Consider the following 23,862-nt stretch of genomic DNA (forward strand, 5'->3'; position numbering starts at 1 on the left):
CCCCCAGCGCCCGCGCATCGGTCACGACGGTGAGGGCGGCGCGGCCACCCGCCAGCACGCGCACGGCCACCAGACGGTCGCCCAGGCGGTACGTTCCGGGACGCAGGCCAGCAGGAATGCCCTCCGGAAAGCGCGGCGTGGCCACCGCCCGCACCTCGCGGCCCCGCAGCGTGAGCAGCCGCACGTCGAGCTTGCGGGTCTGCGCGTCGGCGTCCAGAATGGCGGCCAGGTCCGCCGGGGCCAGCGTGCCCTGCACCCCCAGCAGCGCCGCCAGCAGGTCGTCGCCCCGGCCCAGCGCCGCCTCCACCCGCGCCTGCACCCCCCCCACCGCCGAGGTGAGCCGGTCCCGCTGCGCCGCGAACAGAAAGCCGTTCACCGCGAAAAACAGCCCCGCCGCCACCAGCGCCACTGCCAGCGCCGTCGCCAGCGCGGCCCAGAGGGTGAGGCGGGCGCGCAGCGTCAGACGCATGGGGGGCAGGCGGAGGGCAGATGCAAGAAGACCAATCGCTGGAAGCTGGCCGCGGGCGGCCCCTTCACCGGTCCACCCGGTAGCCGCGCCCCCGCTCGCTGCTGACCGCTTCCGGGGCCAGCTTGCGGCGCAGGTAGCGTACGTACACGTCCACGATGCGGGCCTCGCCGCCGAACTCCGGCCCCCACACGCGGTCGAGCAGTTCCTCGCGGGTAAACCAGCGGTCGGGCGAGAGGGCCAGGGCTTCCAGCAGGGCGTACTCACGGCCCGTCACGGCCACCTCGCCCCCGTCCCAGCTCACCGTGCGGGCCACCGTGTCCAGCGTGCCGCGCCCCCCCGCGAAGGTGACGCGCGGTGCCCCCTGCCCCCGCTCGCGCCGCGACAGCGCCCTCAGGGTCGCCAGCAGCTCCGGCATGGCGAAGGGCTTGACCAGGTAGGCGTCGCCCCCCAGGTCCAGGCCCTGCACGCGGTCACCGAGTTCCCCGCGTGCCGTCAGGAACAGGATGGCCGCGTCCACCTGCGCCTCCCGTAAGGCCCGCGCGACCTCGAACCCGTCCTGGCCGGGCAACATCACGTCCAGCACGATCAGCGGGTACTCGCCCAGCAGGGCTTCTTCCAGACCCGCCGGCCCGGTCTGCCGCCACGTGACCGCGTACCCCGCCTCACGCAGCGCCCCCAGCGTGGGTTGGGCGATGCGCGGGTCGTCCTCCACGAACAGCAGCCGCATGGGATCAGTGTAGGGGCAGCGGTGAAGCGGGGGTTAAGCGGCCAGCGCCCGCCCCAGCCCCCAGAGCAGCAGGCCCACCCCCACCACGGCCAGCAGCCCCAGCAGCGGCAACAGCCACGGCAAGCGCCGCTGCAAGCCCGCGCTCCGCGCCCGTGCGTCCGCCAGCACCGGGGCGGGCAGGCCCCGCGCGGCGAGCGCCAGAATCGTGGGCACGATCAGGAGGTCGTCGCCCCAGCCCGCCAGCGGAATGACATCGGGCAGCAGGTCCACCGGACTCAGGGCGTAGGCCAGCGCCAGCAGGGCCGCCAGCCGCGCCCGCCCCGGCGTCCGCCGGTCCCCCACCGCGAACAGCAGCGCCAGCGCGTCCCGCCAGAAGGTCCGCAGCCGAAGGATCACGCCGGGGAATACGCGGGCCAGGGGGCGAGGGTTCCCGGGCAGCTTCGCGGACCACCCGGACAGGCGGGGCAGGCGGCTGAACGCGGGGCGGCTCCTCTGCTATCCTGCTTCCCGGCTGTGGGCACCCGCCCGGCCCCGGAGGTCACCGAAGAAGGCGGCTCGTCCCCACGGATGAGCAGGCGTGTACCGCGAGGACACGCGAGAAACCGCGAACCAGCCCATCACCGGGAAAAACGCTCCGCCGTGCGGGGTGTGTGGTGTTTTGGCTCGTTCCGGTCTCCCCCTGGAGGGTCCAGCCCGGTTCGGGCGCGTCCGCATTTGGCCCCAGGGCGCGGGCTGTGCTAGGATTTTTCACTGGTGACTCGCCCCCAGCCCCACACCGGGTGGGAGCGAGCTTGAGCCGGATGCCTGGGCAGCGTTCCCGGCAGCGTGGCAGGAGGAGAAGAGAGATGTTTGCGATCATTCAAAGCGGCGGTAAGCAGTACCGCGTGCAGGAAGGCGACGTGCTGCACGTCGAGAGCCTTCAGGGCGAGGCGGGCGACAAGCTGGAACTCAAGCCGATTCTGATCGGCGGCGGGCACACGCTGCTGGGCGACGAGGCCGCGAAGTTCACGGTAAGCGCCGAGGTCGTGGAGCATGGCCGCGGTAAGAAGATCTACATCCGCAAGTACAAGAGCGGTATTCAGTACCGCCGCCGCACGGGCCACCGTCAGCAGTACACGGCGATCCGCATCACGAGCATTGCCTAAGGTGCTGGTCTAACAAAAGAGGTGAATTGAAATGGCACACAAGAAAGGCGTAGGGTCGTCCAAGAACGGACGCGACAGCAACCCCAAGTACCTGGGCGTCAAGAAGTTCGGCGGCGAAGTGGTCGTCGCGGGCAACATCTTGGTGCGTCAGCGCGGCACCAAGTTCAAGGCTGGCCCGAACGTGGGCATGGGCCGTGACCACACCCTGTTCGCCCTGGAAGGCGGCAAGGTCGTGTTTACCAACCGGGGCAACAAGGGCCGCTTCATCAGCGTGGAACTGCCGGCTCCCCAGGTCGCTGCCGACTGAACCCAGACGGAGCGAGAGGCCGGGCCTGCGGGGTCCGGCCTTTTTTATGGTTTTGCCGCCCGGCGCGGCGCGTGGGGTAAACTGAAGGCAGTTGCGGCCTGACCGCCGCGCCCGCCGCCACAGGCGGGCAGAGGAGCGGTCAGGCTGCTGTTCACGGGCAGGGCCATGCGAGCAGGCCACACAAAGGAGCAGGGATGGCGTTTCGGGACGTACTGGACATTGAGGTAGACGCGGGCAACGGCGGCGACGGCAGCATGAGTTTCCACCGGGCCAAGTATCTGGAAAAGGGCGGCCCGGACGGCGGGCACGGCGGGCGCGGGGGCAGCATCATCCTGCGGGCCATCGAGGGCGTGGAGAGCCTGGAGCGGCTGGTGGGGCGGCGCAAGTTCAAGGCGCAGAACGGCGCCTACGGTGAAGGCCGCCTGCGCCAGGGGTCCGACGGCGAGGACACTTACATCGACGTGCCGGTCGGCACCACCGCCTTCGACCGCGACTCGGGGCGGGTCATTGCCGATCTGGTGCGCGTGGGACAGGAAAAGGTGATCGCGCGCGGCGGCTTCGGCGGACGCGGTAACTCCACCTTTGTCAGCAGCACCCGGCAGGCCCCCCGCTTCGCGGAACTGGGCACGCCGGGCGAGAAGCGCCGCGTGCGGCTGGAACTGCGCCTGATCGCGGACGTGGGCCTGGTCGGTTATCCCAACGCGGGCAAAAGCAGCCTGTTGGCGGCCCTCTCGCGCGCCAACCCGGCGATTGCCGACTATCCCTTCACCACCCTCTCCCCCATTCTGGGCGTGGTCGAGAGTGCGGGCGGCGAGGAACGCTTCACGATGGCCGACATTCCCGGCATCATCGAGGGCGCGTCGGAGGGCAAGGGCCTGGGCCTGGAATTCCTGCGCCACATCAGCCGCACCCGCCTGCTGGTGTACGTGCTGGACGTGACCCGCGACCCGGTGGAGGAACTGCGCGCCTTGCAGGCCGAGCTGCGCGCCTACGATCCCAGCCTGCTGGAGAGCGTGGCGTGTGTGGCGCTGAACAAGGTGGAACTGGTGGACGCCGACATCACGGCGATGGTGGAGGACGAACTGGCGGGGTTCGGGCTGCCGGTGCTGCCCGTCAGCGCCAGGACCGGGCAGGGCCTCCCGGAACTGCGCGGCGCTCTGTTCGCCCTGCTGCCCGACCGCGAACTCTGGGCGCAGACGCACGCGCTGGAAATCGAGCCGGAGGAGGTGCGGGAAGAACCCCTCACCATCACCTTCCGCGAGGGCGAACCCGAACGCGGCAAGACGGCGCCCGAGCGCATCTGGGACGTGGAGGGCGGCGGCTTCGAGTTCCGCATCAACCGCTTCTCGCGCCACATCGAGGACGCCGCCGAGTACCTCTCGGGCCTGTTCAAGCGCCAGGGGCTGTACAAGGCGCTCAAGAAGGCCGGGGCGCGCGAGGGCGACACGGTAGAGATCGGCGTCTTCCGCTTCGAGTACTTCGACGACGAGGAAGAACGCGGCTGACCGGACGGCGGCAGGCGGGGCGTGGCAAAGGGACAGCTTCCCCTCCACGCCCCGCTGCCTTGGCCGCCGCCCCTCAGCCCTTCGTCAGAATCCGCACGGTCAGGATCTTGTCGGCCACCGCGCCGGGAATGTCGGCGTTGCTCTGGTCCATGGTGCGCGTCAGCTTGGGCAGGATGTCCTCACCCTGGACCACCTTGCCGAAGATGGTGTGCTTGCCGTTCAGGAAGTCGGTCGGCGCGAACGTGATGAAAAACTGCGAGCCGTTGGTGGCGGGGCCGCTGTTGGCCATCGCCAGGACGCCGGGACCGTCGAAGCTGAGCTTCGTGCGGAACTCGTCCGCGAAGGCGTAGCCGGGGCCGCCCGTGCCCCACGCGTCCTTCTTGCTCTCGTCCACGCTGGTGGGGTCGCCGGTCTGCGCCATGAAGCCCTCGATGACGCGGTGGAAGCGGATGCCGTCGAAGTAGTGGTTGCGGGCCAGCGTCACGAAGTTGTTCACGGTGACGGGCGTTTCCTGCTCGTACAGGTCCGCCAGAATCTGGCCCTTGTCGGTATCGATCAGGGCATAGTAGTCCTTGCCGTCTTGCAGCGTCATGGCCGGTTCGGTCTTGAACTCGCGCACGGGCTTGTCGGTCAGGAACGGGACCTGGGTGTACCCGGCGGGCACGGGACCGGGGGTGGTCACGGCGGCGGTCTTGGCGGGATCGGTCTGCGTGGTGTCCGTCTGGGAAGTGTCGGCCTGTTTGGTGTCGGTCTGGGCCGTATCGGTCGTGGCGTCTTTCTTCTGGCAGGCGGACAGGATGAGGAGGGTGCTGAGGAGCAGGGCGGCCTGTTTCATGGGGAGCAGTCTAGCGGGCGCAGGTGAGGGCCGCGCGGCAGGGAGGTCCGGCCTCTGCGCGGCGGCCATCTTCTACACTGGGCGGGTGATCGTGACGATAGACGGCGTGGCCGCCAGTGGAAAATCGAGCGTCGCATCCGGCGTCGCGCGGGCGCTGGGCGTGCCTTATGTGAGCAGCGGGCTGCTGTACCGCACCGCGACCCTGCTGGGTCTGGAAGCCGGGCTGCACCTGAGCGATGCGGCTTCCCTCCTCGCCTGCCTGGAGAAACGGCCTCTGCGGCTGGAAGCCCTGGCGGAAGGCAACCGCGTGTGGCTCGGGGACCGGGAACTGACCGGGGACCTGCACTCTTCGCGCGTCGATCAGGGGGTCAGCGTGGTCGCCGCGCTGCCGGAGGTGCGAGCCTGGGTGGACGCCCAGCTGCGCGCGCTCCCCGAACCCTTCGTCGCGGAGGGCCGCGACATGGGCACCAACGTCTTCCCGCACGCGGACGCCAAGTTCTACCTGACGGCCAGCCCGCGCGTCCGCGCCGAACGCCGCGCGCAGGAACGCCCCGAGGACGTGCCCGCCATCGAGGCCGCGCTCGTCGAACGCGACCGCCGCGACACGGTTCAGAGCGCCCCCGCGCCGGATGCCCGCGTGATCGACACCGGCCCCCTGACCTTGGACGGGGTGGTCGGCACCGTGCTGGCCGCCCTGCCCACCCGCCGCGCGTAGAGGCGGCCGGGTGCCCTCCTCTCCTGCCGACAACACGCCCCAGCCCCACCCGCTCGCCTATGCCCTCGTTCATGCCCTGGTGGCGCTGCCCGTCGCCTACGGGGGGGGCTTGAGTGTGGAGGGGCTGGAGCATGTGCCGTCCGGCACGCCCGCCGTGATCGCCGGAAATCACGGGCTGGCCCTGGATCCCTTCGTGATCGGGTACGCCGTGCCGCCCCAGGTGGCCCGCGTGCAGTTCATGACCAAACAGGAAGCCTTCGGGTGGCCCCTGGTCGGCCCGGTTCTGCGGTCGGTCGGGGCCTTTCCAGTGGACCGCGCGGCCCATGACGCGCGCGCCGTCCGCCGCGCCATCCGGGTGCTGCGGGCGGGCGGCTGCGTGGGCATTTTCCCGCAGGGCACGCGGGGGGGCCACGAACTTCACGGCGGCGTCGCCCTGATCGCCCTGCGGGCGCGCGTGCCCACCGTACCGGTGCGCGTCTGGCACGAGCGTCCCCCCGGGCTGCGCCGGGGGCTGCCGGGGGGGCGCTGGTTCGTGCGCTTCGGCCCACCCCTGGCCCCAGAAGGCAGCATCCACAGCCTGACCCGGCGCTGGGAGAATGCGGTGGCCGTGCTGGGGTAGGGCGCGTCCTGGGTAGGGCAAGACAACGCGACCAGACAGCAAAATCAGACAGCAAAAAGGGCAGGGGTACGTTTCACCCCTGCCCTTCCGGTTGGCTGTTAAAAGGTCAGCGCACGACCTTGAACTTCTGGCTGGTGTAGATCTCGGTGTGGGCCGTGTTGCTCTCGTCGCCCAGGGGCTTGAGGGCCTTGAGGCGCAGCTGGTACACGCCGGCAGGTGCTTCGCTGCCGTTGCTGAGCTTGCCGTCCCAGTCGAACAGGTTGTAGGCATCACAGGTCGCGCTGACCTTGGCGAGGTCATTGGTGCAGTGGCGTCCCAGGTACTCGTTCTGCGACAGGGTATCGATCACGGCGCCGTTCGCGTCCAGCAGCTCGAAGGTCAGCTTGCGGATCTGGTGCGCGAAGTTGGCGATCAGGTAGGGGGCGTCCATGTACTTGCCCACCATCTTGAAGGTGTAGTCGGGCATCTCAGACAGTGTGACACCCTTGGGGTAATCAACACCAGCTACGTCATCCCCCAGCATCGGCGCAGCACCGTACAGCTTGCCATTGTTGTAGAGGTCCCCAAAGGAGGCCATCTTCTGGTAATCGCCCTTGAAGCCGCTGTAGGGCACCACGATGTTGGGGCTGGTGCCGCTTTCCAGGTACACGTAGCCGCCATACTGCGACTTGTCGGGGGCACCTGCGGGCGGGGTCACAACCACGTTCAGCTCCACCTCGCTGAAAGGCTCCACGACCACCTGCACACCAGCATTGGCATCCTGCCCGTTGATGGTCATGGTGGCGTAGCTCTGAACCGGCTTGGGCGCCAGCGTCGTTCCGCCGACCGTCAGGGCCGGGTAGTTGTAGGCCGTGTAGACCTCGCGCTTGGCACCGGTGTTCTTCAGCACGACAACCTTGCTGCGGGTGGTGAAGGTGTCGCTCTCACCCAGGCTGAGCTTGTTGGGGGTGGCGCGCACTGTATTGGTGTACGCGTTGACGATATCCACCATGCCCGCGCCCTGGCGCTGCACATAGTCGGGCAGACCCTCCACCAGCGTGCTGCCGTTGAGGTACCAGCGCAGATTCGCCGTGTTCATCAGCACGCCGCGCATGTCCTTGGCCTGGGTGTTGGGGTACGCCTGGAGCAGCAGGGCCGCCGCGCCCGCCACGTGCGGGGAAGCCATGCTGGTGCCGCTGAGGACCGCGTAGCCGCTGCCGTCTTCCTTGTTCAGGGGGTAGGTGCTGTAGATGTTCCCGCCGGGCGCACCGATGTCGGGCTTGAGTTCCAGTTCGGCGGACATGCCGAAGGAGCTGAAGCTGCTGCTGGCATTGCCGGTGGGGTTGGCAATCGCGATCTTGCCGCCGTCGAAGGTCACGCTCACGCCACTGGCAATCAGGCTGTCGATCTTGGCCCCGTCGGTGTCACTGACCGATACCACGGGGATGGTGATGGGGGGATCGCCCGCCACGGTGGGGTTGATGTACCCGGCGGCGTTGTTGTACAGGATGACGGCGGCGGCGCCAGCCTTCTGGGCATTGCTGGCCTTGATGTAGAAGCTGCAGGTGCCCCGGCGAATCAGCACGGCCTTGCCGGTCAGGCTGTTCTCGGCATAAGGATCGCACCCGTCGTTGGTGACGGTGGTGCTGCTGTTGGGTCCCTTGGTAATGGGCAGGGTCGTGCCCGTCTTGGGTTCGGGTGAGCCAGTTGCGGCATAGAAGCCGATCTTGGTGCCACCCGTCAGCGTGAAGCTGTCCAGCTCGATCTTGACGTTGTCCACCGACGCCACCGAGATCACGTTGTCGCCCATGGTGGGGCCGCCCATGCTGTACTGCCCGTCCGCACCACTGTTCCCGGCGGAGGCCACCAGCACCACGCCGCGCTTGACCATGCGGTTCCCCGCCTTGGCGAGCGGCGTCTCGGCCCAGTCGTCGAAGGCGGACCCCAGGCTCATGTTCACGACCTGCATCCCGTCTTGCACCGAACGCTCCATGGCCGCCAGGATCACGTCGTCGTAGGAGCTGCCGCTGCACCCGAAGATGCGGTACGCGCCGAAGCTCACGTCGGGCGCCACGCCCTTGAAGCCCACCCCGTTCCTGGTGTTGCTGGGATCGTTGCCCCCGATGATCCCGGCCACGTGCGTCCCGTGACCGCCGCAGTCGTCGGGGTTGTCGTCTGGTACGGGAACGTACTTGCCGTCCTTGCCGTAGTCGTCACCCACGAAGTCGTATCCGGCCACGATCCGGCCCCGGAACGCGGGGTGGTCCACGTCGATGCCCGAGTCGATCACGCCGACCTTGACGCCCTTGCCGGTCAGGCCCAGCTCGTTCTGGGCGATGTCCGCGCCGGTCATGCCCTTGGCGTAGAACATCTCGGGGGCCAGCAGGGGCTGCTGGTTCAGTTCCGTCCTGGGCAGCTCGACACGCCGCACCGGGTAGACGCCCAGCACGCCCGGCATGCGGGAGATGCGGTTCATCTCTGCCTGGGTCGCCACGACGCTAAAGCCGTTAAAGAGCGTGCTGTAGCTGGCGACTTCCTGGTACTTGATCCCCAGGCTCTGGGCCTGCGCGCGGAAGCTGGCCTGCTGGCCGCCGATGCTCTGTGCGCCGAGAGCGGTCGGGTCGCCTGCGAGTTCGACGAACCACTTGCCGGGCGCGATATTGGCCGCGCGCAGGGCGTCAGGCAGGGTGACGCCCTGGCCGGTGCCGGCCGTCGTGGGGGTTGCGACGTTCTGTCCGCAGGCCCCGAGGACCAAAGACAGGCTGAGGAGAGCGAGGGTCTTGGCAGTTTTATTCACGGGCTGACTCCTTCATTCCGCGCTTAGCGGCGCGTGAGGGCGATCTGGTAGGTGTTGGTGGCCTTGTTGTCGCTGGCGTCCGGCTCGTCGTGGATGTCGAAGCTGGTCACGACCACGTAGTACGTCCCGGTCTGGGGAACGTTGAACCGGATTTCCGACTCCATACCGGTGCCGCTGTCGTCGTCCTTTTCCAGCACGGTCTTGCCGTCGGGCATCAGGATCATGACGTAGGGGTCGAGGGTGCTGGCCGGGTTCACGCTGACGCTCTTCACGGTCAGCTTGAGCATGTCGCCCGCCTCCGCGTCGAACTTGAAGTAATCGAAGTCGCGGTCCTGGCCAAAGACGGTGCCCTGCAGGGGCGTACCGATGTTCAGGGAGACCGGCGTGGCGATGCTGTCATTCGGCTCGAGAGCGTCGGCCTCACCAATAGCCACCGTAAAGGTCAGGCTGGTCTCGCCCATGTTCCCCTGCTGGTCGTAAGCCCTGACCGTGATGATGTGCTGGCCGTTGTCGGCGTAGCCGTAGGTCCGGCTGACGGCGTACGGGGCTGCCGTGTCAGCCAGGACCAGGCGGCCGTTGTCGTAGAAATCAACGCGCACCACTCCGCGGTCGTCAGTGACGTCGGCCGTGAAGGTCACCTGGCCCGGCAGGAGCAGTTGCGCGGGCTGGGCCGTGACCTTGACCTTGGGCTTGGTGGTGTCTGCGGGGGGCGGCGTGACCGGCACGTTCACCGTCACGGTGGTCGTGGTGGTGGCGCTGTTCCCGGCGGCGTCCATCGCTACGGCGCGGTAAGTCACGGTACCGTTGTTGGCCGCCGTGAGGTTGTCAGTGGCCTCGTAGGGGGCGCTCGTGTCCTCACCGATCTTGGTGTCGCCGCGGTAGAAGGTCACTTTGGTGACGCCCACGTTGTCACTGGCGGTGGCGACGAGCTTCACGCTGCCCGCCGCAGTCAGCGTCTGGGGCGTCGCCGTCAGGCTGACCTGGGGCTTTTCGACGTCCTGGCCAGGCGTGGTCTGAATCTTGACGGTAAACGTCCCCGCCGCTTCACCCTGGTTCCCCGCCGCGTCCACCGCCACGGCCCGGATGGTGTGGGTGCCGTTGTCCGCCGCCGAATAGTTCTGGCTGTACTCGTAGGGCGCTTCCGTGTCGGTGTCGAGCAGCTGGTCGCCGTCGTAGAAGGCCACGCTCTTCACGCCCACGTTGTCGGTTGCCGTCGCCTTGAAGGTCGCCGTGCCGTTGGCGGTCAGTTCCGCCGGTGTCACGGTCAGGCTGACCTGGGGCTTTTCGGTATCCCCGCTGGGCGCCGTCTGGATGTTCACCGTCAGGGTGCCCGAAGCACTCCCACGGTTCCCCGCCGCGTCCACGGCCACCGCCTTGATGGTGTGCGCGCCGTTGTCAGCCGCCGCATAGTTCTGGCTGACGGTGAAGGGCGCTTCCTTGTCGGTCGCGATCAGCTTGTCGCCGTCGTAGAACTCCACGGCCGTCACGCCCACGTTGTCCGTGGCGGTGGCCGTGAAGGTGGCCTGGCCGGCAGCCGTCAGCGACGTGGGAGCCACCGTCAGGGCCACCTGGGGTGCCTGGGTGTCCTTGGGTGTTCCGCCCGTTCCACAGGCAGAGAGCAGCAGGCCGGTCAGCAGGGCGAGAGACAAACTGCGGTGTGCTTTCATGTGAACTCCTTGGATGCAAACGGGATGGTCAGCAGGGCCATAGAACAAAAGGCGGCTGAGACGACGTGTCGTCGCCAGGCTGTTCAGTTTTGCCGAGGTCCGGTGCCGAGCATCCTAGCGTCCAGGCGTTGCGTATGCAAGGTTTTTCCCATTCGCCCATCAGCCTGTCCTCATGTAACCGGGGAGACTGCCCGCTTTTCCTTCACGGAAAGGCGTAGCCAGGGGTGCTGCCGGGCTGTCCTCTTGGGCACTTAGGCCAGCTCTGCCACCGGCCCCAGGGCCACGACGGTCGGCAGCGTGAGCGGGCACAGGGCCAGCACCGCCCGGACGTCCTGCGGGGTGACGCGGGCGTAGCGGTCCACCAGTTCGGCGGTGGTCAGCGGACGGCCCAGCGCGAGGAACTCCATGCCCAGCGTGAAGAGGCGGCCCTGGGGCGTTTCCGCGCGCAGCAGGGTACTCACAGCGAGCTTGCGGGCGGCGCGGCGCACGGCGGCGTCCGTCAGCGCGGCGGGAGCGGTCGCCAGCACCGCACGGTAGGCGTCCAGCACGGTCTGGGCGCGCTCCGTATCACAGGAGAATCCGCCCTCGAAGGTGCCCGCGTCCTGGTAGTCCAGGTGGGCGAAGTCGGCGCTGTCGGCCAGGCCGGTGTCGAGGAGCGCCCAGTACAGCAGGCCGTTCTCACCGCCGATCACTTCGGCCAGGACCGCCGCCGCCTCGCGCAGCGGGTGAGAGGCGGGGAGGCCGGGCAGGGCCAGCGCCACCTGCACGCGCGTCAGGTGCTCGTCGCGCAGCGTGCGAAGGGTGCCCGGAGCCGCAGGCCGGGGGGCCGGGGCAGACGGCCGGGGCGGGGTTCCGATGGGCCAGCCGCACAGCTCGCGCTGCGCCCAGGCCAGCACCTCCTCCGGCTCAAAGGCCCCGACCACTGCCAGCGTCACCTGCGGCGCGCCGTACCGCTCGCGGTGGTTGCGCTCCAGCGCCTCACGGGTTAGGGCGCGCACGGTGTCCGGCGTGCCCAGCACCGCGTACCCCAGGGGATGCGCGCCCCAGTAGGCGGCGCGCAACTCGTCCGCCACGCGCACGGCGGGCTGCTCGGCGTACATGGCGATCTCTTCGAGAATCACGCCGCGCTCGGGTTCGATGTCCCCCGGGCGCAGGGCGGGGCGCAGCAGCTCGGTCAGGGTATCCAGCAGCGCGCCGCCCTGTTCGGGCAGGGCCGCAGCGTGGTAGACGGTCGCCTCGTCGCTGGTAAAGGCGTTGGCCTGACCGCCCAGTTCGTCGAGGCGCTCGTTCAGCTCAGCGGCGCTCAGGCGGGCCGACCCCTTGAACATCAGGTGTTCGAGGAAGTGCGAGGCGCCCATCTCCTCGGGGCGTTCGTCGCGCGCCCCGGTCGCCACGAAATAGCCGGCGGCGACGGTCTGGGCGTCCGCGTCCGGTTCCAGCAGCAGGGTCAGGCCGTTCGGGAGGGTGCGGCGCAGCGTCATGCGAACTGCTCCCCCGGCCCCAGCGTGACGATGGTCGCGTGATCGGCGGGACGGTACCCCGCCAGGACGGTATTCACGCCGTCCAGCGTGAGGGCCGCGAGCTGCGCGCGCAGGGCCGCGACGCTGCGGACCTGTCCGAAGACGGCCAGATCGCGCGTGAGGCCGCTCGCACGGGCGCGCAGGCTCTCGGCCCCGAACACCACGCTGGCGGTCAGCCCGGCGCGGGCCCGCTCGAACTCGGCCCCCGTCAGGCCCTGCGGGAGCCGCGCGAGTTCGGCCAGCAGCACCTCCAGCGTCTCGGGGGCGCGGCCCGGCGTGCTGCCCGCATAGGCCGACAGAAAGCCCTGGCCGCCCAGCAGGATGGGCGAGGCGCTCACGTGATAGGCCAGGCCGCGTTCCTCGCGCACCGCGTGAAAGAGGCGGCTGGCGCTCCCACCCGAGAGCGCGGTCAGGGCCACCTGCCACGCCAGCCACCCGGGGCTGCGGGGCGAGACGCCCGGCGCGGTGACGCTGAGGTGCGTCTGTTCGGCCTCGGCGTGGGAAAGGTGGGCGCGCAGGCCGGGGCGGAAGTCGGCGGGGACCACCCCGGCCTCCCCAGCCTGCCACCCCGCGAAGGCCCGCTCCAGCAGGGCGCGCATCTCGGCGGGGTCGGCGTCGGCCACCAGGCCCACCACGCTGCCGCGCGTGCCGTAGCGGCCCAGGAAGGCGCGCAGGCCGTCCACGCTGAGACGCGCGAGGCCTTCAGGCGTGCCGCTGGCCGGGTGGGCGTAGCCCGCGAAGGGGGACGCCGGGTCGCGGGGAAAGGCCAGCCGCCTGGCCCCCACCGCCAGCAGGTCGGGCGGGCTGTCCTCCAGCCCCTCCAGGTCCTGCCGCGCGAGGTCGGCCAGGACAGGCAGGTCCTCCGGCGGGAGGGCCGGGCGCCGCAGCAGGTCCGCCAGCAGGCCGAGCGCGGCGGGCAGGTCGGCCAGCAGCCCGCTCACGCCGAAGCGGGTCGCCTCCGGGCCGACGCCCCCACTGCGGCGCACGCCGAGGTCGTCGAGCGCGTCCTGAAACTGCCGGGCGTCTTTGCCCCCCGCGCCCTTGGACAGCCACTCCTCCAGCACGCCCGCCGACCCTTCCCGGCCCACGGGGTCATGGGCGCTGCCCACCGGCACCCGCAGGTCGAGCGCAAAGCCCGGCCCCTTGCGGCGCTCGAACGCGGCAGTCAGGCCGCCCTCTAGGGTCCAGACGTGGGCGGTGGGGGCGGCGGTGAGCGTCACCGGGGGATTGTAGCGCCGCGCCGCGCGGCAACCGGGGGCCAGGTCACGGGCCGGGGAAGGGACCGCCCTGCTCAGACGGATTCCGTCCGATTCCTTTCCTTCCGGAACAGCGCCGGAAGTCCATCCAGCTCCCGGAACCCGTACTTTCTCCTTCTCGCGTCGTCGCGAACAGACGCCCCTGAGGACGCGGCTCCTCCCACTCGGATGGAATCACTCCGTCAACACTTCCATCGGCGTTCGTCTCAGGTCCCGTCCGCGCAGCGCAGTTCGGGAGGCAACGGCGCTTCCAGCCTCAGGCGCTCGCCCGTCAGCGGGTGGGCCAGGACCAGCCGTTCGGCGTGCAGCCGGTAGCCGCCGTCGCCGGGCAGGCCGGGGAGATCGGCCCTCGGCCCCCCGCCGGGCGCGTACAGCGGATCACCCACCAGCGGGTGCCCGATGGCGGCGAGGTGAATGCGAATCTGGTGCGGGCGGCCCGTCCGGATGTCCACCGCGAAGAGGGTTTCGGCGGGGGTCTGGGCGGTTGCCGCGCGGCGTTCCAGCACCCGGGCCTGACTGGAGGCCGCCTTGCCCGCCGCACTCGCCGCGAACACGTCCCCCAGCCGGGGATGCGGGACCGGGCCGATGGGCGTGGTGATGGCGTACTCTTCGCGCGCAGCCAGGCCCGCCGCCAGCGCCCGGTAGCGTTTCTGGACCGCGTGATCGCGCCAGGCCCGCGCCAGGACGGACCCCGCCTGCGGCGTGCGGGCGAACAGCACCAGCCCGGAGGTGCCGCGCCCCAGGCGGTGCAGCGGGCTGGCTTCCGGGAACGCCGCCCGCACCCGCGTCAGGAGCGTGTGCTTCAGAAAGCCGCCGCCCGGCAGCGTCGGCAGGCCCGGGGGCTTGGCGACCGCCAGCAGCGCCGCATCCTGATAGACGAGGTCGTAGCCCAGCGGCACATCTTCCTCGTGCCAGGGGGGCCGCCGCCATTCGAGCACCTGTCCGGCGCGCAGCTTCTCCGCCCCGCGCGCAGGCTGGCCGTCCAGGTGAACCTCTCCCCGGTCCAGCCGCGCCTGCCAATCTGCCGCCGCAGAGTGACGGTAGTGGCGGGCGAGGTACGCCAGCACCGTCAGGCCCCGCGCCCGCCCGCCTAGTTCCTCGCGGTAGGTGTAACCGTCGTTCAGGGCCATGCCCGCAGCCTAGCGGACCCGCCCGGCTCGCCGCTCTACGCCACCGGCCGCTGCTGGTACAGCTCCACGACCCGGCGCAAGAAGCGCAGGCCCGGCCCCAGGCTGCTGGCCTGCACCCACTCGTCCTCGCGGTGGGCGTTGCCGCCCCGGTACACGCCCAGGGCGATGGCGGGCAGGTCGTGGGGGGCGGCGGCGTTCGCGTCGGTGCTGCTGGAGGCCAGCCGCAGGTCGGTGCGGCCCTCGCGGGCGGCTTCCCGCGCGAGATCGAGCAGCGGGTCAGCCCCCAGGTCCCCGCCGGGACGGTCGCCCACCCGTTCCAGGCGAACGGAGACGCCCGCCTCGCGCGCGGCGGCGTGCAGCACCGCCTGTGCCCGGGTGTCGAGTTCCGAGAGTGCGCCGGGGTCCAGCGACCGCAGGTCGAGCAGCAGTTCGGCGCTCCCCGCGATGCTGTTCACGCTGGTGCCCCCCGAGGCCAGCCCCACGTTCAGGGTGGTGCGGGGGCTGAGGGGCCGGTGCAGCGCGTACAGGGCGCTGATCGCCAGGCCGAGCGCGTGCAGGGCACTGGGGGCCTGGTCGCCCCAGGAATGCCCGCCCGGCCCCAGGAACTGCGCCCGGTAGCGCCGCACCCCCACGGCCCGGGTGACCGCCACGCCCAGATAGCCGTCCACCGCGATAAAGGCCCCCAGCCGCGAGCGGTGGCGGGCCAGCAGGTGTTTCGCGCCGCGCAGGTCGCCCAGCCCCTCCTCGCCCACGTTGGCGGCGACCCAGAGGGGCCGGCGCAGCGTGTGCTGATGGCCGCGCAGGTCACGCAGCAGCCCCGTCACCACCGCCAGACTGGCACTGTTGTCGCCCACGCCCGGCCCCACCAGCCGCCCGCGTTCCTCACGCACCGTCACGTCGGTCCCGCGTGCGAAGACCGTGTCCAGGTGCGCGGCGAGCAGCAGCGCGGGCCGGCCTTCCGTGCCGGGGGGCGTGAGGCAGGTCAGGACGTTGCCCACCTCATCCCGCACCACGTCGTACCCGAGGTTCCGCCACAGTTCGGCGATCAGGGCGGCCCGCTCCCCCTCCTCGAAGGTCGGGGCGGGCGTCTGCGCGATGCGCGTCAGGTCCGAGAGGAGCATTGCGGGCGATTCTAGCGGCTGAGACTCCGCAGGGCGGGGGGCCGCGCCCCTGCCGGACTTCATGAAGGGCGGCAAAAAGGACCCTCCCCGAACGAAGGGTCCGGGGAGGGCGGCCACCAGAAGGCGGTGGCCGCAGGCTTCAGCGGCGCATCAACTTGGAGCCGATCATGGCGGCCAGGCCGACCAGACCCGCCTTGACCATCGGGTTACTGAGCGCGCCGCCCTGGGCAAAGGCCGCTTCCAGGGGGCTGCGGCTGTCCTGTGCGGGGGCCTGCGCCGTGCGGGTGTAGGCGTCGGCCAGGTCTTCGGGGTCGTCGGCGCGGACGTTCTGGACCGGGTTGGCGGAGCTGCGCACAATCGCGTCGCCGACCTGCTGGCGGTCCTGGGGCGACAGCTGCCCGAAGTACTCCTGCATCACCTGGCGGCGTTCCTCGGGCGAGGCGTTCTGGAGGTAGTCGTGGATGTAGGCGGCGGCTTCCTGGGGCGTCACGGTGCCGTCGCCGTTGCTGTCGCGCGGGTCGAGGCGGGCCATCTGCTCGTGGCGGTCTTTCTGGTCGAAGAACATCGGCGAAACCTCCTGGGAAAAGGGGAAACCTGGCCGGGCGGCCAGACCGGGACAACCCCCTTACCTTAGGCAAGCGCTGGCCAGCGTGCGTGAGGCCACACTTCACGAAGGTTCATGGCCTGACCCCGGGGAGAGCGTGCGGCGGGACAATCTCGCTCCCGGGCCGCTGCTAGATTGCCCGCATATGCGTTCCCTCGTGCTGATCGGCCACGGCTCTCACCTGAACGGCGAGTCGGCGGGTGCGGTCTACCGGTATGCGGAGCTGCTCCGCGCGCGCGGCCTGTACGACGAGGTCGTGGAAGGCTACTGGAAGGAAGAACCGTCGCTGCGGCAGGTGCTGAAGACCACCCACAGCACCGACGTGACGGTGATTCCGATGTTCATCTCCGAGGGGTACTTCACCGAGACGGTGATCCCGCGCGAGCTGGGCCTGGGCCACCAGGGGCCGGTGCCCGAAGGGGGCGTGGCCCGCGTGCTGGGCGGCAAGACCGTGCGCTACACCCTACCCTACGGCGTGCATCCCGGCATGGCCGAGGTGATCCTGGCCCGCGCCCGCGAGGCGCTGCCCGACCTCAATTCGCAGGACACGGCGCTGATCGTGCTGGGGCACGGCACCACCCGCAACGAGAACAGTAGCCGCGTGATCTACCGCAATGCCGAGCTGATGCGCGAGTCCGGGCACTTCGCGGAGGTTCAGGCCCTCTTTCTGGACGAGGACCCCAAGGTGGGCACCTGGCCCGAGGTGGTGCGCGCGCCGCGGGTGGTGGTCGTGCCCTTCTTCGCCTCCGAGGGCTGGCACACGCTGGAAACCATCCCCGAGGACATGGGCCTGACGGGCGAGGTGACGGCCTTTCCCGGCAACCCCCACGGCCCGCAGACGGTGTATTACGCGCGGCCCGTCGGCACCCACAGCGCCGTGGCCGACGTGATCCTGCATCTGGCCGAGGAGGCGCGGGGCGCGTCGGAACGGGGCGGCGACGTGGACCGCACCCATGCCGAAGCCTGGGCCGCCTTCCTGACGCTGGCCCGCCGGGGCACCCGCGTCGGTGAGGTCCTGATGACCCCCCACGCGGGCATGTTCGAGATCCGGCACGCGCTGGACGAGGGCCGCCCCACCGGCGACCTGACCACCGTCGTCACGCCCGAGGGCCTGCGCGACCTGGCCCGGCGGGACGAGGGGGGGCATCACCGCCCGGTCCATACCTTCCGCTCACTGCTGCGCGGCTGGCGGGCGGTGCTGCATGAGGCCGACCTGCCGCGCGGCATGGGCTACCTCTACCCGGCGGTCGTCGAGGAAGGCTACGCGCACCACACCCATACCCTGCGCGCCACGCCCTGGCCCACCACGGCCCGCCGCCAGACCGGCATCTACACCAAGGTGCAGCGGGCCACCCCCGAACAGGTGGAGAACGTGGCGAAGGACGTGTGCAGCCGTTGCCTCAAGACCCGGCTGTGGGCGGGGGAAAAGCTGGGCAGCACCTTTTTCGGCGGCGTCCCGGGCGCCATTCCCTGTCCGGAAGCCTGCACCTTCTTCATCGCGGAGGTGCGCGAGGAGGTCAGCGGCAAGCGGGGGCAGGCGGGGCACGGGCACGAGGACTGAGGAAGGGATGGGCGGAGGTGGTGGGCCGTCGGGCGTGGGAAAGCCCCGCCCACCTTTCCTCCAGCCCATCACCGACAACCCACATCCCGGGGTGAGAGAATGCACCCTATGACCGCCCCGCAACCCGCCGCACCGGCCAAGCCCCGCGCCCGCGTTCCCAAAACTGTCTGGGACCTGGTGTTCACGCTGGTGATCCCGATCCTGATCCTGAGTCCCAACATGCTGGGCAGCGGCATCAGCGTGGCAGAGTTGCTGGGGAACGGCACCACCGGAAATATCCGCGCCTATCTGGTGGCCGCCCTGATTCCGGTCGTGTACGTGCTGGTGGACCTGTTCGTGAACCGCAACGTCAGCCCGGTGGCCCTGATCGGCGGGGCGGGGGCCATCGTCAGCGGGGCGCTGGCCTTCTGGTACGTGGACGGCTTCTGGTACGCCATCAAGGACAGCGCGCGGTCGTACCTGACGGGGGTGCTGTTCCTGCTGAGCGCCGCGACCAGCGTGCCCCTCTTCCGGGTCTTTCTGGACGCCGCCAGCATTGGCGAGAAGCCGGAGGACCGCGCCGCCACGGGGCAGGCGATGCGTGATCCCGGCGTTCACCGGGGGCTGGTGCTGGGAACGGTCGCCTTCGCGGTGGTGGACCTGATCGGCGGCGTGGTGAACAGCGTGGTGAACTATGGGCGCGTAACGGCAAAGTTCGGCAGCGACGCTTTCAACGCGCAGGTGGCCGAGGTGAACGCCATCATGCGCGTGCCCGGCCTGCTGATCAGTCTGGTGGGCGTGGGCCTCGCCATCTATCTGGTCCAGACCGCCGTGAAGCGCCGCTATGGGGCCGGGGCCAGCCTGCTGGAGCCGTCCAAGCTGGCGGCGGCGATGCGGGAGCGCGGCGAAGTCAGGGTGTAGTGGGGTGCAGGCTGTGGGAAAAGATCTTCCGGCAACCCACGGCCCCTATTCCCCCGTCCGCGCCCGCCGCTTCTGGTAGGCCCCGGTCAGCAGCTCCGCGATGTACTCCCGCGTAAAGGGCATCCCGCTGGCCTCGGCGGCGGCGATCTCCGCGTCGCGGTTGTAGGTGAGGCGCACGAAGGTGGCGCTGTGGGCGGGACTCTGGGGATCGAACTCCAGAATCAGGTAACTGGGCAGGGTGCTGTCGAGCGGATTGCCGACCGAACCCGTGTTGATCAGGGGACGGCCCTCCACGTCGAGCATCAACGTCTCGTGGACATCGGCGTAGACCAGAGCGTCGGCGTGCGCCCCCAGGCCGAACTGTGGATTGGGGGCGTAGGCCTCGATCTGCTCGGCGAGACTGGAGTGCGGGTACAGGCGGTGAAAGAGGCCCTTGGAGCTGGCGTGGACGAAGCGCCACCACGCGCCGCCGAACTGTTCCTCGATGCCGTAGGGCAGCCCGGCGAGGTAAGCGAGCTGCTCAGGCGTGAGCTTGCTGCGCGGCCAGAGGTCCTGGGGACGGTTGGTGGCCCCGGCCACGCGGGCGTCCCAGTTGCCCTGAATGACGCGCGTGGCGTGCGCCTGGGTCCACTCGACGACCTCGCGCGGGCGCGGTCCCTTGCCCACCAGGTCGCCCAGCACCCACAGTTCGGTGATGCCTCTCCGCTGCACGTCCGCATGTACGGCCAGCGTCGCCTCCAGATTGGCGTGCAGGTCCGAGAGAACGGCGAGACGGATCATGGCGGGCAGTCTAGCCCAGGGGCCGGGGCGGGCTGGGGAAAGCGTAAGGGAAGCACAAAACAGCCCAGTTGGAGCGGTCAAGCCCTGGTGTGCTGAATTCGCGCCGCAGGTGTCTGGGTGCGCTCAAGCATGAACCCAGACGAGCAGGCTGCTCTCCAGCGCCTTCAGTACGCAGGGCAGGGCCTGAATGAAAACGTCCTTCAAGCCATAGAACGCGACTTTCAGCTCTCCATTCCTCCCACCTACCGTGTCCTGCTTCGGCTCGTAGGGAACAACCCCAACGCTATTCCCGAGTGGATTGGCACAGACTGGACAGGAGCGGACCTGTATGACATCCAGCGAGAAGCGCATGACCTCGTCAGGGAGAACCCCTGTCTTCGTAACCTGCCCGACGATGCCTTTGTTCTGCTCTTTCACCAGGGCTACAGCCTGCTCTTTGTTCCTGCCGAACTGGGTGACGCCTCACCTGTCTTTGTCTATGCGGAAACCGACGAGCCTTGTGCCCAAGAGTTCAGGCGTGTTGCTGAACGGTTGGACGAAATGATGATGCACCGAGTACCAGAACTCTGGGTAGCTGCCAAACTGGTGACCTCGTAAGCGCTCAAAGCCCCCCCCTCGGATTCACGTCCACTCGCACCCGCGCCTTCCAGCTGCGGTCCAGGGTGGCGAGGAGTTGCGCCAGCCGCGTATCGTCACGGGCGCGCAGCAGCAGGTGATAGGGGTACACGCCGCGCAGCCGGGCGACCGGGCTGGGCGCCGGGCCGAGGACTTCCCCGGCGGTGGCCCCGGCGCCGTGCAGAGCGTCGAACACTTCCTGAGCGGCGATTTTCGCTTTCTGAGGGTCGCGGGCGGCCACCTCCACCTGGGCGAGGCGGGCGTGCGGGGGGTAGCCCAGGGCCGCGCGGGCGCGTTCCTCGGCAGCGGGGTAGGCCAGGGCATCGCGGCCTTCCACCAGCACCTTCAGCGCCGGGTGGTCGGCCTGGAAGGTCTGCACGACCAGCAGCGGCGCGCGGTCCGGGTGCCACTCGGCCAGTTGCCGCAGCAGGCGGTGATACCGCTCGGAGGCGCGGAAGTCCGAGACGTTCAGCCAGGTGTCGGCCAGCGTCACGCCGATCAATGCGAGGTTGGGCGGGGCGTCCTGCGAGAGCAGCAGTTGGGTGCCCACCACCACGCCGCTCCCCCCCGCGTACAGGGGCGCGAGGTCGTCCTGGCGGTCGCGGTCGCAGCGGTAGACCGGGAGGCCGGGGGCGAGTTTGGCCACCTCCGCCGCGATCCACTCGGTGCCGGGACCGCGCGCCTTCCACATCCGCTCGCCGCACTCGTCGCAGCGGTCGGGGATGGCCTGGTGGTAGCCGCACTGGTGGCAGGTGAGCTGGCGGGTTTCCTGATGAAAGCGCAGCGGCACGTCACAGTTGCGGCACTGGGGCGTGTGTTCGCAGCTCGGGCAACGCAGCAGGGCGGAGTAGCCCCGCCGGGGGGCCAACAGCGCCGCCTGCCGCCCACGTTCCTGCACCTGCCGCAGCAGCCGGGCGAGGTCGTGGCTGACCGGATAGCCCAGGTCGCCGGGCGTGAGGTGAACGCTGGAGAGCGGTCCCAGTTCGGGCTGCTCTGGCGGGTTGGCATAGTCCACCACATGCACGCGGGTCCGGGGGGGCGGCAGCACCGCGCCGGGCAGCGGCACACTCTCGGCGGCGGGGGCACTGCCCACCAGGGCCAGGGCGGCGTCATGCGCGGCGGCCACCCGGGCGGCCACGTCCGGGATAAAGGCGTGCGATCCCGCCGGGAGCTTATAGGCGTCGCTGCCTTCCTCCAGCACCACGACCAGGGCGGGGTCCTCCAGCGGCGCGGTCAGGGCGAGGTAACTGCCGATCACCAGCCGCGCTGCGCCCACGCGGAGCAGGTTCCAGGCGTGGCTCCGCTGCACGCCTTGCAGGTTGCCGCTGACCTGCACCGCCCGCGTGCCGGCCCCCGCCGCCAGCCCGGACAGCCCCTCCCAGGCGCGGCGCAGCGTAGCGTGGTCGGGCGCGAGGACCAGCACGCCGCGCCCCTGCGAGAGCAAGCGGGCCACGCGCGGCGCGAGCGTGCGGAAGCGCGAACCTGCCCGCCCCCCGTGCAGCCGCCACGCGGGCGCTTCCGGCAGGCGGTCGGGATCGGCCGTCGTCCAGGCGGCAGCGGGGTCGGGCAGAGGCGGGGGCGGGGCGGGTTCCTGCACCGTGTCCGCCCAGCCCCGCGCGGCGAGGGTGCCCGCCAGCGTGGGCGAGAGCGGCACGCCGTCCGCCGTGGCCCCGTTCGCCCAGGCGCTCAGGGAGTCCAGCGGGCCATGCTGGGTCAGCCACGCCCAGGCGGGAGGCGGCGGGGCTTCCTCCTGCACGTACCCCGCCCCACCCGCGTTCAGCACGCCCGACACCACTCCGGCGCTGACACCCGCGCCGCGTGCCCAGGCGCTCAGGCTGTCCTGCGGGGGATGTTCAACCAGCCAGGCCCAGGCCAACCGGCCCTTCGGCGTGAGGGCGGCGGGGGCTTCCGGGGCGGCGCGCAGCACAGTCACCGTGCGGGCGGCGATGGGGACGGCGATCAGCGGGCGGGCACGCACCACGCCGCGCGTGCGGACCGTGGGCCGGAACGCCTCTTCCAGCAACCCCTGTTCGCGGATGGCGTCCAGCAGGGCCGGGGCGAAGCCCGCCGCGTCCGTCCAGCGGGCGGCCGGGGCGTGACGCGCAAAGACGCTGAGGTCGGCCCCCGGCACCGCCCGCACGCGGTGGTCGCAGTTCGCCTCCCAGCCCACCCCCAGCAGGTCGCTCCAGACCAGCCCGGCGGGCAATCTCGCGTCGCGTGCCCAGGCGCACACGGCCCGCACCGTGGCGGGGGGCACCCAGGGGCCTTCCTCGTCGTCCAGAAGATGGACGGCCTCGCGCAGGCGGTGGGCACCGACGCCCGCCCCTTCCCCCACCACCAGGCCCACCGCCAGGTCGCCCCGCCAGGGCACCAGCACCCGGCAGCCCACCGGCACCGCGCCCCCGAAACCGTGCGGCGCGGCGTAGTCCAGCGCCGGAACCGGGAGGGGCACCACCACCTGCCAGGGCACGGGCGGGCGGGTGGCGGCGGGCAGAGTCACGCGCCCGAAGCTAGCGCACGGGGGAGGGGCGGCGGGGTGGGGCGTGTGCCAAACTCGGCGGTGCCCAGATGCCAGGGCGGCGCACCCCAGTCGTTGCCGCGTGTCCTGGGCGGCACCTCCCCTTCGCGCTGCCCAAGGTTCGGTAACTTTTCTGGACACCGCTCTATGGCCCCGCACAGGACGCGCTACGCTGGCCCCCGTGACCATGACCGCTGCCCCCGGAGCCGCGCCCCCCGTCCGCGCCGGTGTGGGGCTGGCGCTGGTGGCGGCGCTGAGTTTTTCCACCCTGGGCATCTGGGGCAAGCTCGCGGGGCAGGTGGGGCTGGACAGTTTCAATGTGCTGGCCTGGCGGTTCGGACTGGTCGCGCTGGTGCTGCTGCCGCTGGCGGGCCGGGGGCTGACGTGGCGGCAGCGCGCACCTCTGCTGGGCGTGGGCCTGATCTACGCGCTGGCGACCACCTGTTATTTCGGGGCGCTGGACCGCATCACGGCGGGCGCGACCGGCCTGCTGCTGTACCTCGCGCCCGCCTTCGTGATCCTGTTCGCGTGGCTGGCGGGCCGGCGGCCGGACGCGGCCCGGCTGGGCGCGGTGGCGCTCGCCGCCCTCGGGCTGGGGCTGGTCGTGGGGATTCCCGGCGCGGGCGACCGTGACCCCCTGGGTCTGGCGCTGGGGGCGGGCGCGGGCGCGTTCTACGCCGCCTACCTGCTCGCCTCCGAACGCTGGCTGGGGGGGGTTCCCGCGCTGGCCTCCACCGGGCACATGGCGCTGGTGGGCGGCCTTTACTTCGCGGCCCTCGCGGCAGGCCGGGGCACCCTGCACGTCCCCGGTACGGCGGCGCAGTGGGGCGTGATCCTGGGCATGGGCGTGGTCGCCACCCTGATCGCCGTCCCGGCCCTCTACGGCGCGGTGGCCCGGCTGGGCGCGGCCCGCGCGAGTCTGCTGGGCACGCTGGAGCCGCTCTTTACCGTGCTGCTCGCTTTCGTGGTGCTGGCCGAACCGTTGCGGCCCGCTGTGCTGCTGGGTGGGGCCTTCATCCTGACGGGGGCGGTGCTGGCGCAGCGGCGGGGGAGTTGAGCCAGCAGCTCTCTGCGCTCCCTCCCCACCTTCCC

Annotated in this window: 21 protein-coding genes and 1 pseudogene; 9 read left to right on the forward strand and 13 right to left on the reverse strand. The window is 70.6% G+C overall.

Going from position 1 to position 23,862, the window contains the following annotated elements:
* The 3 genes and pseudogenes from DEIPH_RS12630 to DEIPH_RS12640 form a co-directional block, all read right to left on the reverse strand.
* Nucleotides 1–469, reverse strand: a pseudogene (locus tag DEIPH_RS12630) (sensor histidine kinase); the annotation flags it as partial.
* A 64-nt stretch (nt 470–533) separates the two neighbouring features.
* The gene (locus tag DEIPH_RS12635) at nt 534–1,196 is read right to left on the reverse strand and encodes a response regulator transcription factor (protein WP_034358650.1); all 663 of its coding nucleotides are present in this window, start codon (nt 1,194–1,196) and stop codon (nt 534–536) included.
* Nucleotides 1,197–1,229: 33 nt separating this feature from the next.
* The gene (locus tag DEIPH_RS12640) at nt 1,230–1,592 is read right to left on the reverse strand and encodes a YkvA family protein (protein WP_034358652.1); all 363 of its coding nucleotides are present in this window, start codon (nt 1,590–1,592) and stop codon (nt 1,230–1,232) included.
* A 449-nt stretch (nt 1,593–2,041) separates the two neighbouring features.
* On the opposite strand from DEIPH_RS12640, the gene rplU reads away from it, so the two are divergent.
* From rplU to obgE, 3 genes are all read left to right on the forward strand, one after another.
* Complete coding sequence (rplU, locus tag DEIPH_RS12645; RefSeq protein ID WP_034358653.1) at nt 2,042–2,341, forward strand: 50S ribosomal protein L21; 300 nt, start codon at nt 2,042–2,044, stop codon at nt 2,339–2,341.
* Nucleotides 2,342–2,372: 31 nt separating this feature from the next.
* Complete coding sequence (gene rpmA / locus DEIPH_RS12650; protein ID WP_034358654.1) at nt 2,373–2,648, forward strand: 50S ribosomal protein L27; 276 nt, start codon at nt 2,373–2,375, stop codon at nt 2,646–2,648.
* Between the two features lie 194 nt (nt 2,649–2,842).
* Nucleotides 2,843–4,153 carry a GTPase ObgE gene (gene obgE, locus DEIPH_RS12655; protein ID WP_034358656.1) on the forward strand — a complete coding sequence of 437 codons (1,311 nt, stop codon included), beginning with the start codon at nt 2,843–2,845 and terminating at the stop codon, nt 4,151–4,153.
* Nucleotides 4,154–4,226: 73 nt separating this feature from the next.
* Here obgE and DEIPH_RS12660 read toward each other — a convergent pair whose 3' ends face one another.
* Nucleotides 4,227–4,988, reverse strand: coding sequence for a peptidylprolyl isomerase (locus DEIPH_RS12660; RefSeq protein WP_034358658.1), 762 nt, complete (start codon nt 4,986–4,988; stop codon nt 4,227–4,229).
* 85 nt (nt 4,989–5,073) lie between these two features.
* On the opposite strand from DEIPH_RS12660, the gene cmk reads away from it, so the two are divergent.
* A complete protein-coding gene (cmk, locus tag DEIPH_RS12665) occupies nt 5,074–5,703 on the forward strand; it encodes a (d)CMP kinase (protein WP_034358659.1) in 630 nt (209 codons plus the stop codon).
* Nucleotides 5,704–5,713: 10 nt separating this feature from the next.
* Nucleotides 5,714–6,322 (forward strand): lysophospholipid acyltransferase family protein, encoded by a 609-nt coding sequence (locus DEIPH_RS12670; protein ID WP_034358662.1) that lies wholly within the window; start codon nt 5,714–5,716, stop codon nt 6,320–6,322.
* Between the two features lie 106 nt (nt 6,323–6,428).
* Here DEIPH_RS12670 and DEIPH_RS20885 read toward each other — a convergent pair whose 3' ends face one another.
* The 7 genes from DEIPH_RS20885 to DEIPH_RS12705 all read right to left on the reverse strand — a co-directional run bounded on the left by DEIPH_RS20885 (nt 6,429) and on the right by DEIPH_RS12705 (nt 16,357).
* Entirely contained in the window at nt 6,429–9,098 is a 2,670-nt protein-coding gene (locus tag DEIPH_RS20885) for a S8 family serine peptidase (RefSeq protein WP_034358664.1), read from the reverse strand.
* A 23-nt stretch (nt 9,099–9,121) separates the two neighbouring features.
* Nucleotides 9,122–10,765 carry an Ig-like domain-containing protein gene (locus tag DEIPH_RS19860; RefSeq protein WP_051517358.1) on the reverse strand — a complete coding sequence of 548 codons (1,644 nt, stop codon included), beginning with the start codon at nt 10,763–10,765 and terminating at the stop codon, nt 9,122–9,124.
* A gap of 251 nt (nt 10,766–11,016) precedes the next feature.
* On the reverse strand, nt 11,017–12,246 hold the full coding sequence (locus DEIPH_RS12685) for a M16 family metallopeptidase (protein WP_034358667.1): 1,230 nt from the start codon (nt 12,244–12,246) through the stop codon (nt 11,017–11,019).
* Nucleotides 12,243–13,505 (reverse strand): M16 family metallopeptidase, encoded by a 1,263-nt coding sequence (locus tag DEIPH_RS12690; protein WP_034358668.1) that lies wholly within the window; start codon nt 13,503–13,505, stop codon nt 12,243–12,245. The genes DEIPH_RS12685 and DEIPH_RS12690 overlap by 4 nt, the downstream gene beginning before the upstream one ends.
* Nucleotides 13,506–13,747: 242 nt before the next feature.
* Nucleotides 13,748–14,671: a pseudouridine synthase gene (locus tag DEIPH_RS12695; RefSeq protein ID WP_034358669.1), complete on the reverse strand. Its 924-nt coding sequence runs from the start codon at nt 14,669–14,671 to the stop codon at nt 13,748–13,750.
* Between the two features lie 35 nt (nt 14,672–14,706).
* Complete coding sequence (locus DEIPH_RS12700; protein WP_034358672.1) at nt 14,707–15,792, reverse strand: M20/M25/M40 family metallo-hydrolase; 1,086 nt, start codon at nt 15,790–15,792, stop codon at nt 14,707–14,709.
* Between the two features lie 139 nt (nt 15,793–15,931).
* Entirely contained in the window at nt 15,932–16,357 is a 426-nt protein-coding gene (locus DEIPH_RS12705) for a hypothetical protein (RefSeq protein WP_034358674.1), read from the reverse strand.
* 136 nt (nt 16,358–16,493) lie between these two features.
* Between DEIPH_RS12705 and DEIPH_RS12710 the strand changes: the two genes are divergently transcribed.
* Both DEIPH_RS12710 and DEIPH_RS12715 read left to right on the forward strand, forming a co-directional pair.
* A complete protein-coding gene (locus tag DEIPH_RS12710) occupies nt 16,494–17,957 on the forward strand; it encodes a DR2241 family protein (protein ID WP_081790912.1) in 1,464 nt (487 codons plus the stop codon).
* Between the two features lie 108 nt (nt 17,958–18,065).
* Complete coding sequence (locus tag DEIPH_RS12715) at nt 18,066–18,857, forward strand: VC0807 family protein (RefSeq protein WP_034358679.1); 792 nt, start codon at nt 18,066–18,068, stop codon at nt 18,855–18,857.
* Nucleotides 18,858–18,902: 45 nt separating this feature from the next.
* On the opposite strand, the gene DEIPH_RS12720 is transcribed toward DEIPH_RS12715, so the two are convergent.
* Nucleotides 18,903–19,637 (reverse strand): metallophosphoesterase family protein, encoded by a 735-nt coding sequence (locus DEIPH_RS12720; RefSeq protein ID WP_034358681.1) that lies wholly within the window; start codon nt 19,635–19,637, stop codon nt 18,903–18,905.
* 129 nt (nt 19,638–19,766) lie between these two features.
* Between DEIPH_RS12720 and DEIPH_RS19865 the strand changes: the two genes are divergently transcribed.
* Nucleotides 19,767–20,234 (forward strand): SMI1/KNR4 family protein, encoded by a 468-nt coding sequence (locus tag DEIPH_RS19865; protein WP_152544928.1) that lies wholly within the window; start codon nt 19,767–19,769, stop codon nt 20,232–20,234.
* A gap of 4 nt (nt 20,235–20,238) precedes the next feature.
* Here DEIPH_RS19865 and priA read toward each other — a convergent pair whose 3' ends face one another.
* Nucleotides 20,239–22,752: a replication restart helicase PriA gene (gene priA, locus DEIPH_RS12730; RefSeq protein ID WP_051517359.1), complete on the reverse strand. Its 2,514-nt coding sequence runs from the start codon at nt 22,750–22,752 to the stop codon at nt 20,239–20,241.
* Between the two features lie 205 nt (nt 22,753–22,957).
* Between priA and DEIPH_RS12735 the strand changes: the two genes are divergently transcribed.
* Nucleotides 22,958–23,827, forward strand: a complete 870-nt coding sequence (locus DEIPH_RS12735; protein ID WP_034358709.1) for a DMT family transporter — start codon at nt 22,958–22,960, stop codon at nt 23,825–23,827.
* The last annotated feature ends 35 nt before the right edge of the window (nt 23,828–23,862 follow it).

Origin of the sequence: Deinococcus phoenicis (assembly GCF_000599865.1) — a bacterium.
Taxonomy (GTDB): Bacteria; Deinococcota; Deinococci; order Deinococcales; family Deinococcaceae; genus Deinococcus; species Deinococcus phoenicis.

What these genes read in the sequence shown, in the direction of transcription:
- DEIPH_RS12635 (WP_034358650.1), bottom strand. Translation starts at nt 1,196, where the DNA reads ATGCGGCTGCTGTTCGTGGAGGACGACCCGCGCATCGCCCAACCCACG.
- rplU (WP_034358653.1), top strand. Translation starts at nt 2,042, where the DNA reads ATGTTTGCGATCATTCAAAGCGGCGGTAAGCAGTACCGCGTGCAGGAA.
- rpmA (WP_034358654.1), top strand. Translation starts at nt 2,373, where the DNA reads ATGGCACACAAGAAAGGCGTAGGGTCGTCCAAGAACGGACGCGACAGC.
- obgE (WP_034358656.1), top strand. Translation starts at nt 2,843, where the DNA reads ATGGCGTTTCGGGACGTACTGGACATTGAGGTAGACGCGGGCAACGGC.
- DEIPH_RS12660 (WP_034358658.1), bottom strand. Translation starts at nt 4,988, where the DNA reads ATGAAACAGGCCGCCCTGCTCCTCAGCACCCTCCTCATCCTGTCCGCC.
- DEIPH_RS19860 (WP_051517358.1), bottom strand. Translation starts at nt 10,765, where the DNA reads ATGAAAGCACACCGCAGTTTGTCTCTCGCCCTGCTGACCGGCCTGCTG.
- DEIPH_RS12685 (WP_034358667.1), bottom strand. Translation starts at nt 12,246, where the DNA reads ATGACGCTGCGCCGCACCCTCCCGAACGGCCTGACCCTGCTGCTGGAA.
- DEIPH_RS12695 (WP_034358669.1), bottom strand. Translation starts at nt 14,671, where the DNA reads ATGGCCCTGAACGACGGTTACACCTACCGCGAGGAACTAGGCGGGCGG.
- DEIPH_RS12700 (WP_034358672.1), bottom strand. Translation starts at nt 15,792, where the DNA reads ATGCTCCTCTCGGACCTGACGCGCATCGCGCAGACGCCCGCCCCGACC.
- DEIPH_RS12705 (WP_034358674.1), bottom strand. Translation starts at nt 16,357, where the DNA reads ATGTTCTTCGACCAGAAAGACCGCCACGAGCAGATGGCCCGCCTCGAC.
- DEIPH_RS12715 (WP_034358679.1), top strand. Translation starts at nt 18,066, where the DNA reads ATGACCGCCCCGCAACCCGCCGCACCGGCCAAGCCCCGCGCCCGCGTT.
- DEIPH_RS12720 (WP_034358681.1), bottom strand. Translation starts at nt 19,637, where the DNA reads ATGATCCGTCTCGCCGTTCTCTCGGACCTGCACGCCAATCTGGAGGCG.
- DEIPH_RS19865 (WP_152544928.1), top strand. Translation starts at nt 19,767, where the DNA reads ATGAACCCAGACGAGCAGGCTGCTCTCCAGCGCCTTCAGTACGCAGGG.
- DEIPH_RS12735 (WP_034358709.1), top strand. Translation starts at nt 22,958, where the DNA reads ATGACCGCTGCCCCCGGAGCCGCGCCCCCCGTCCGCGCCGGTGTGGGG.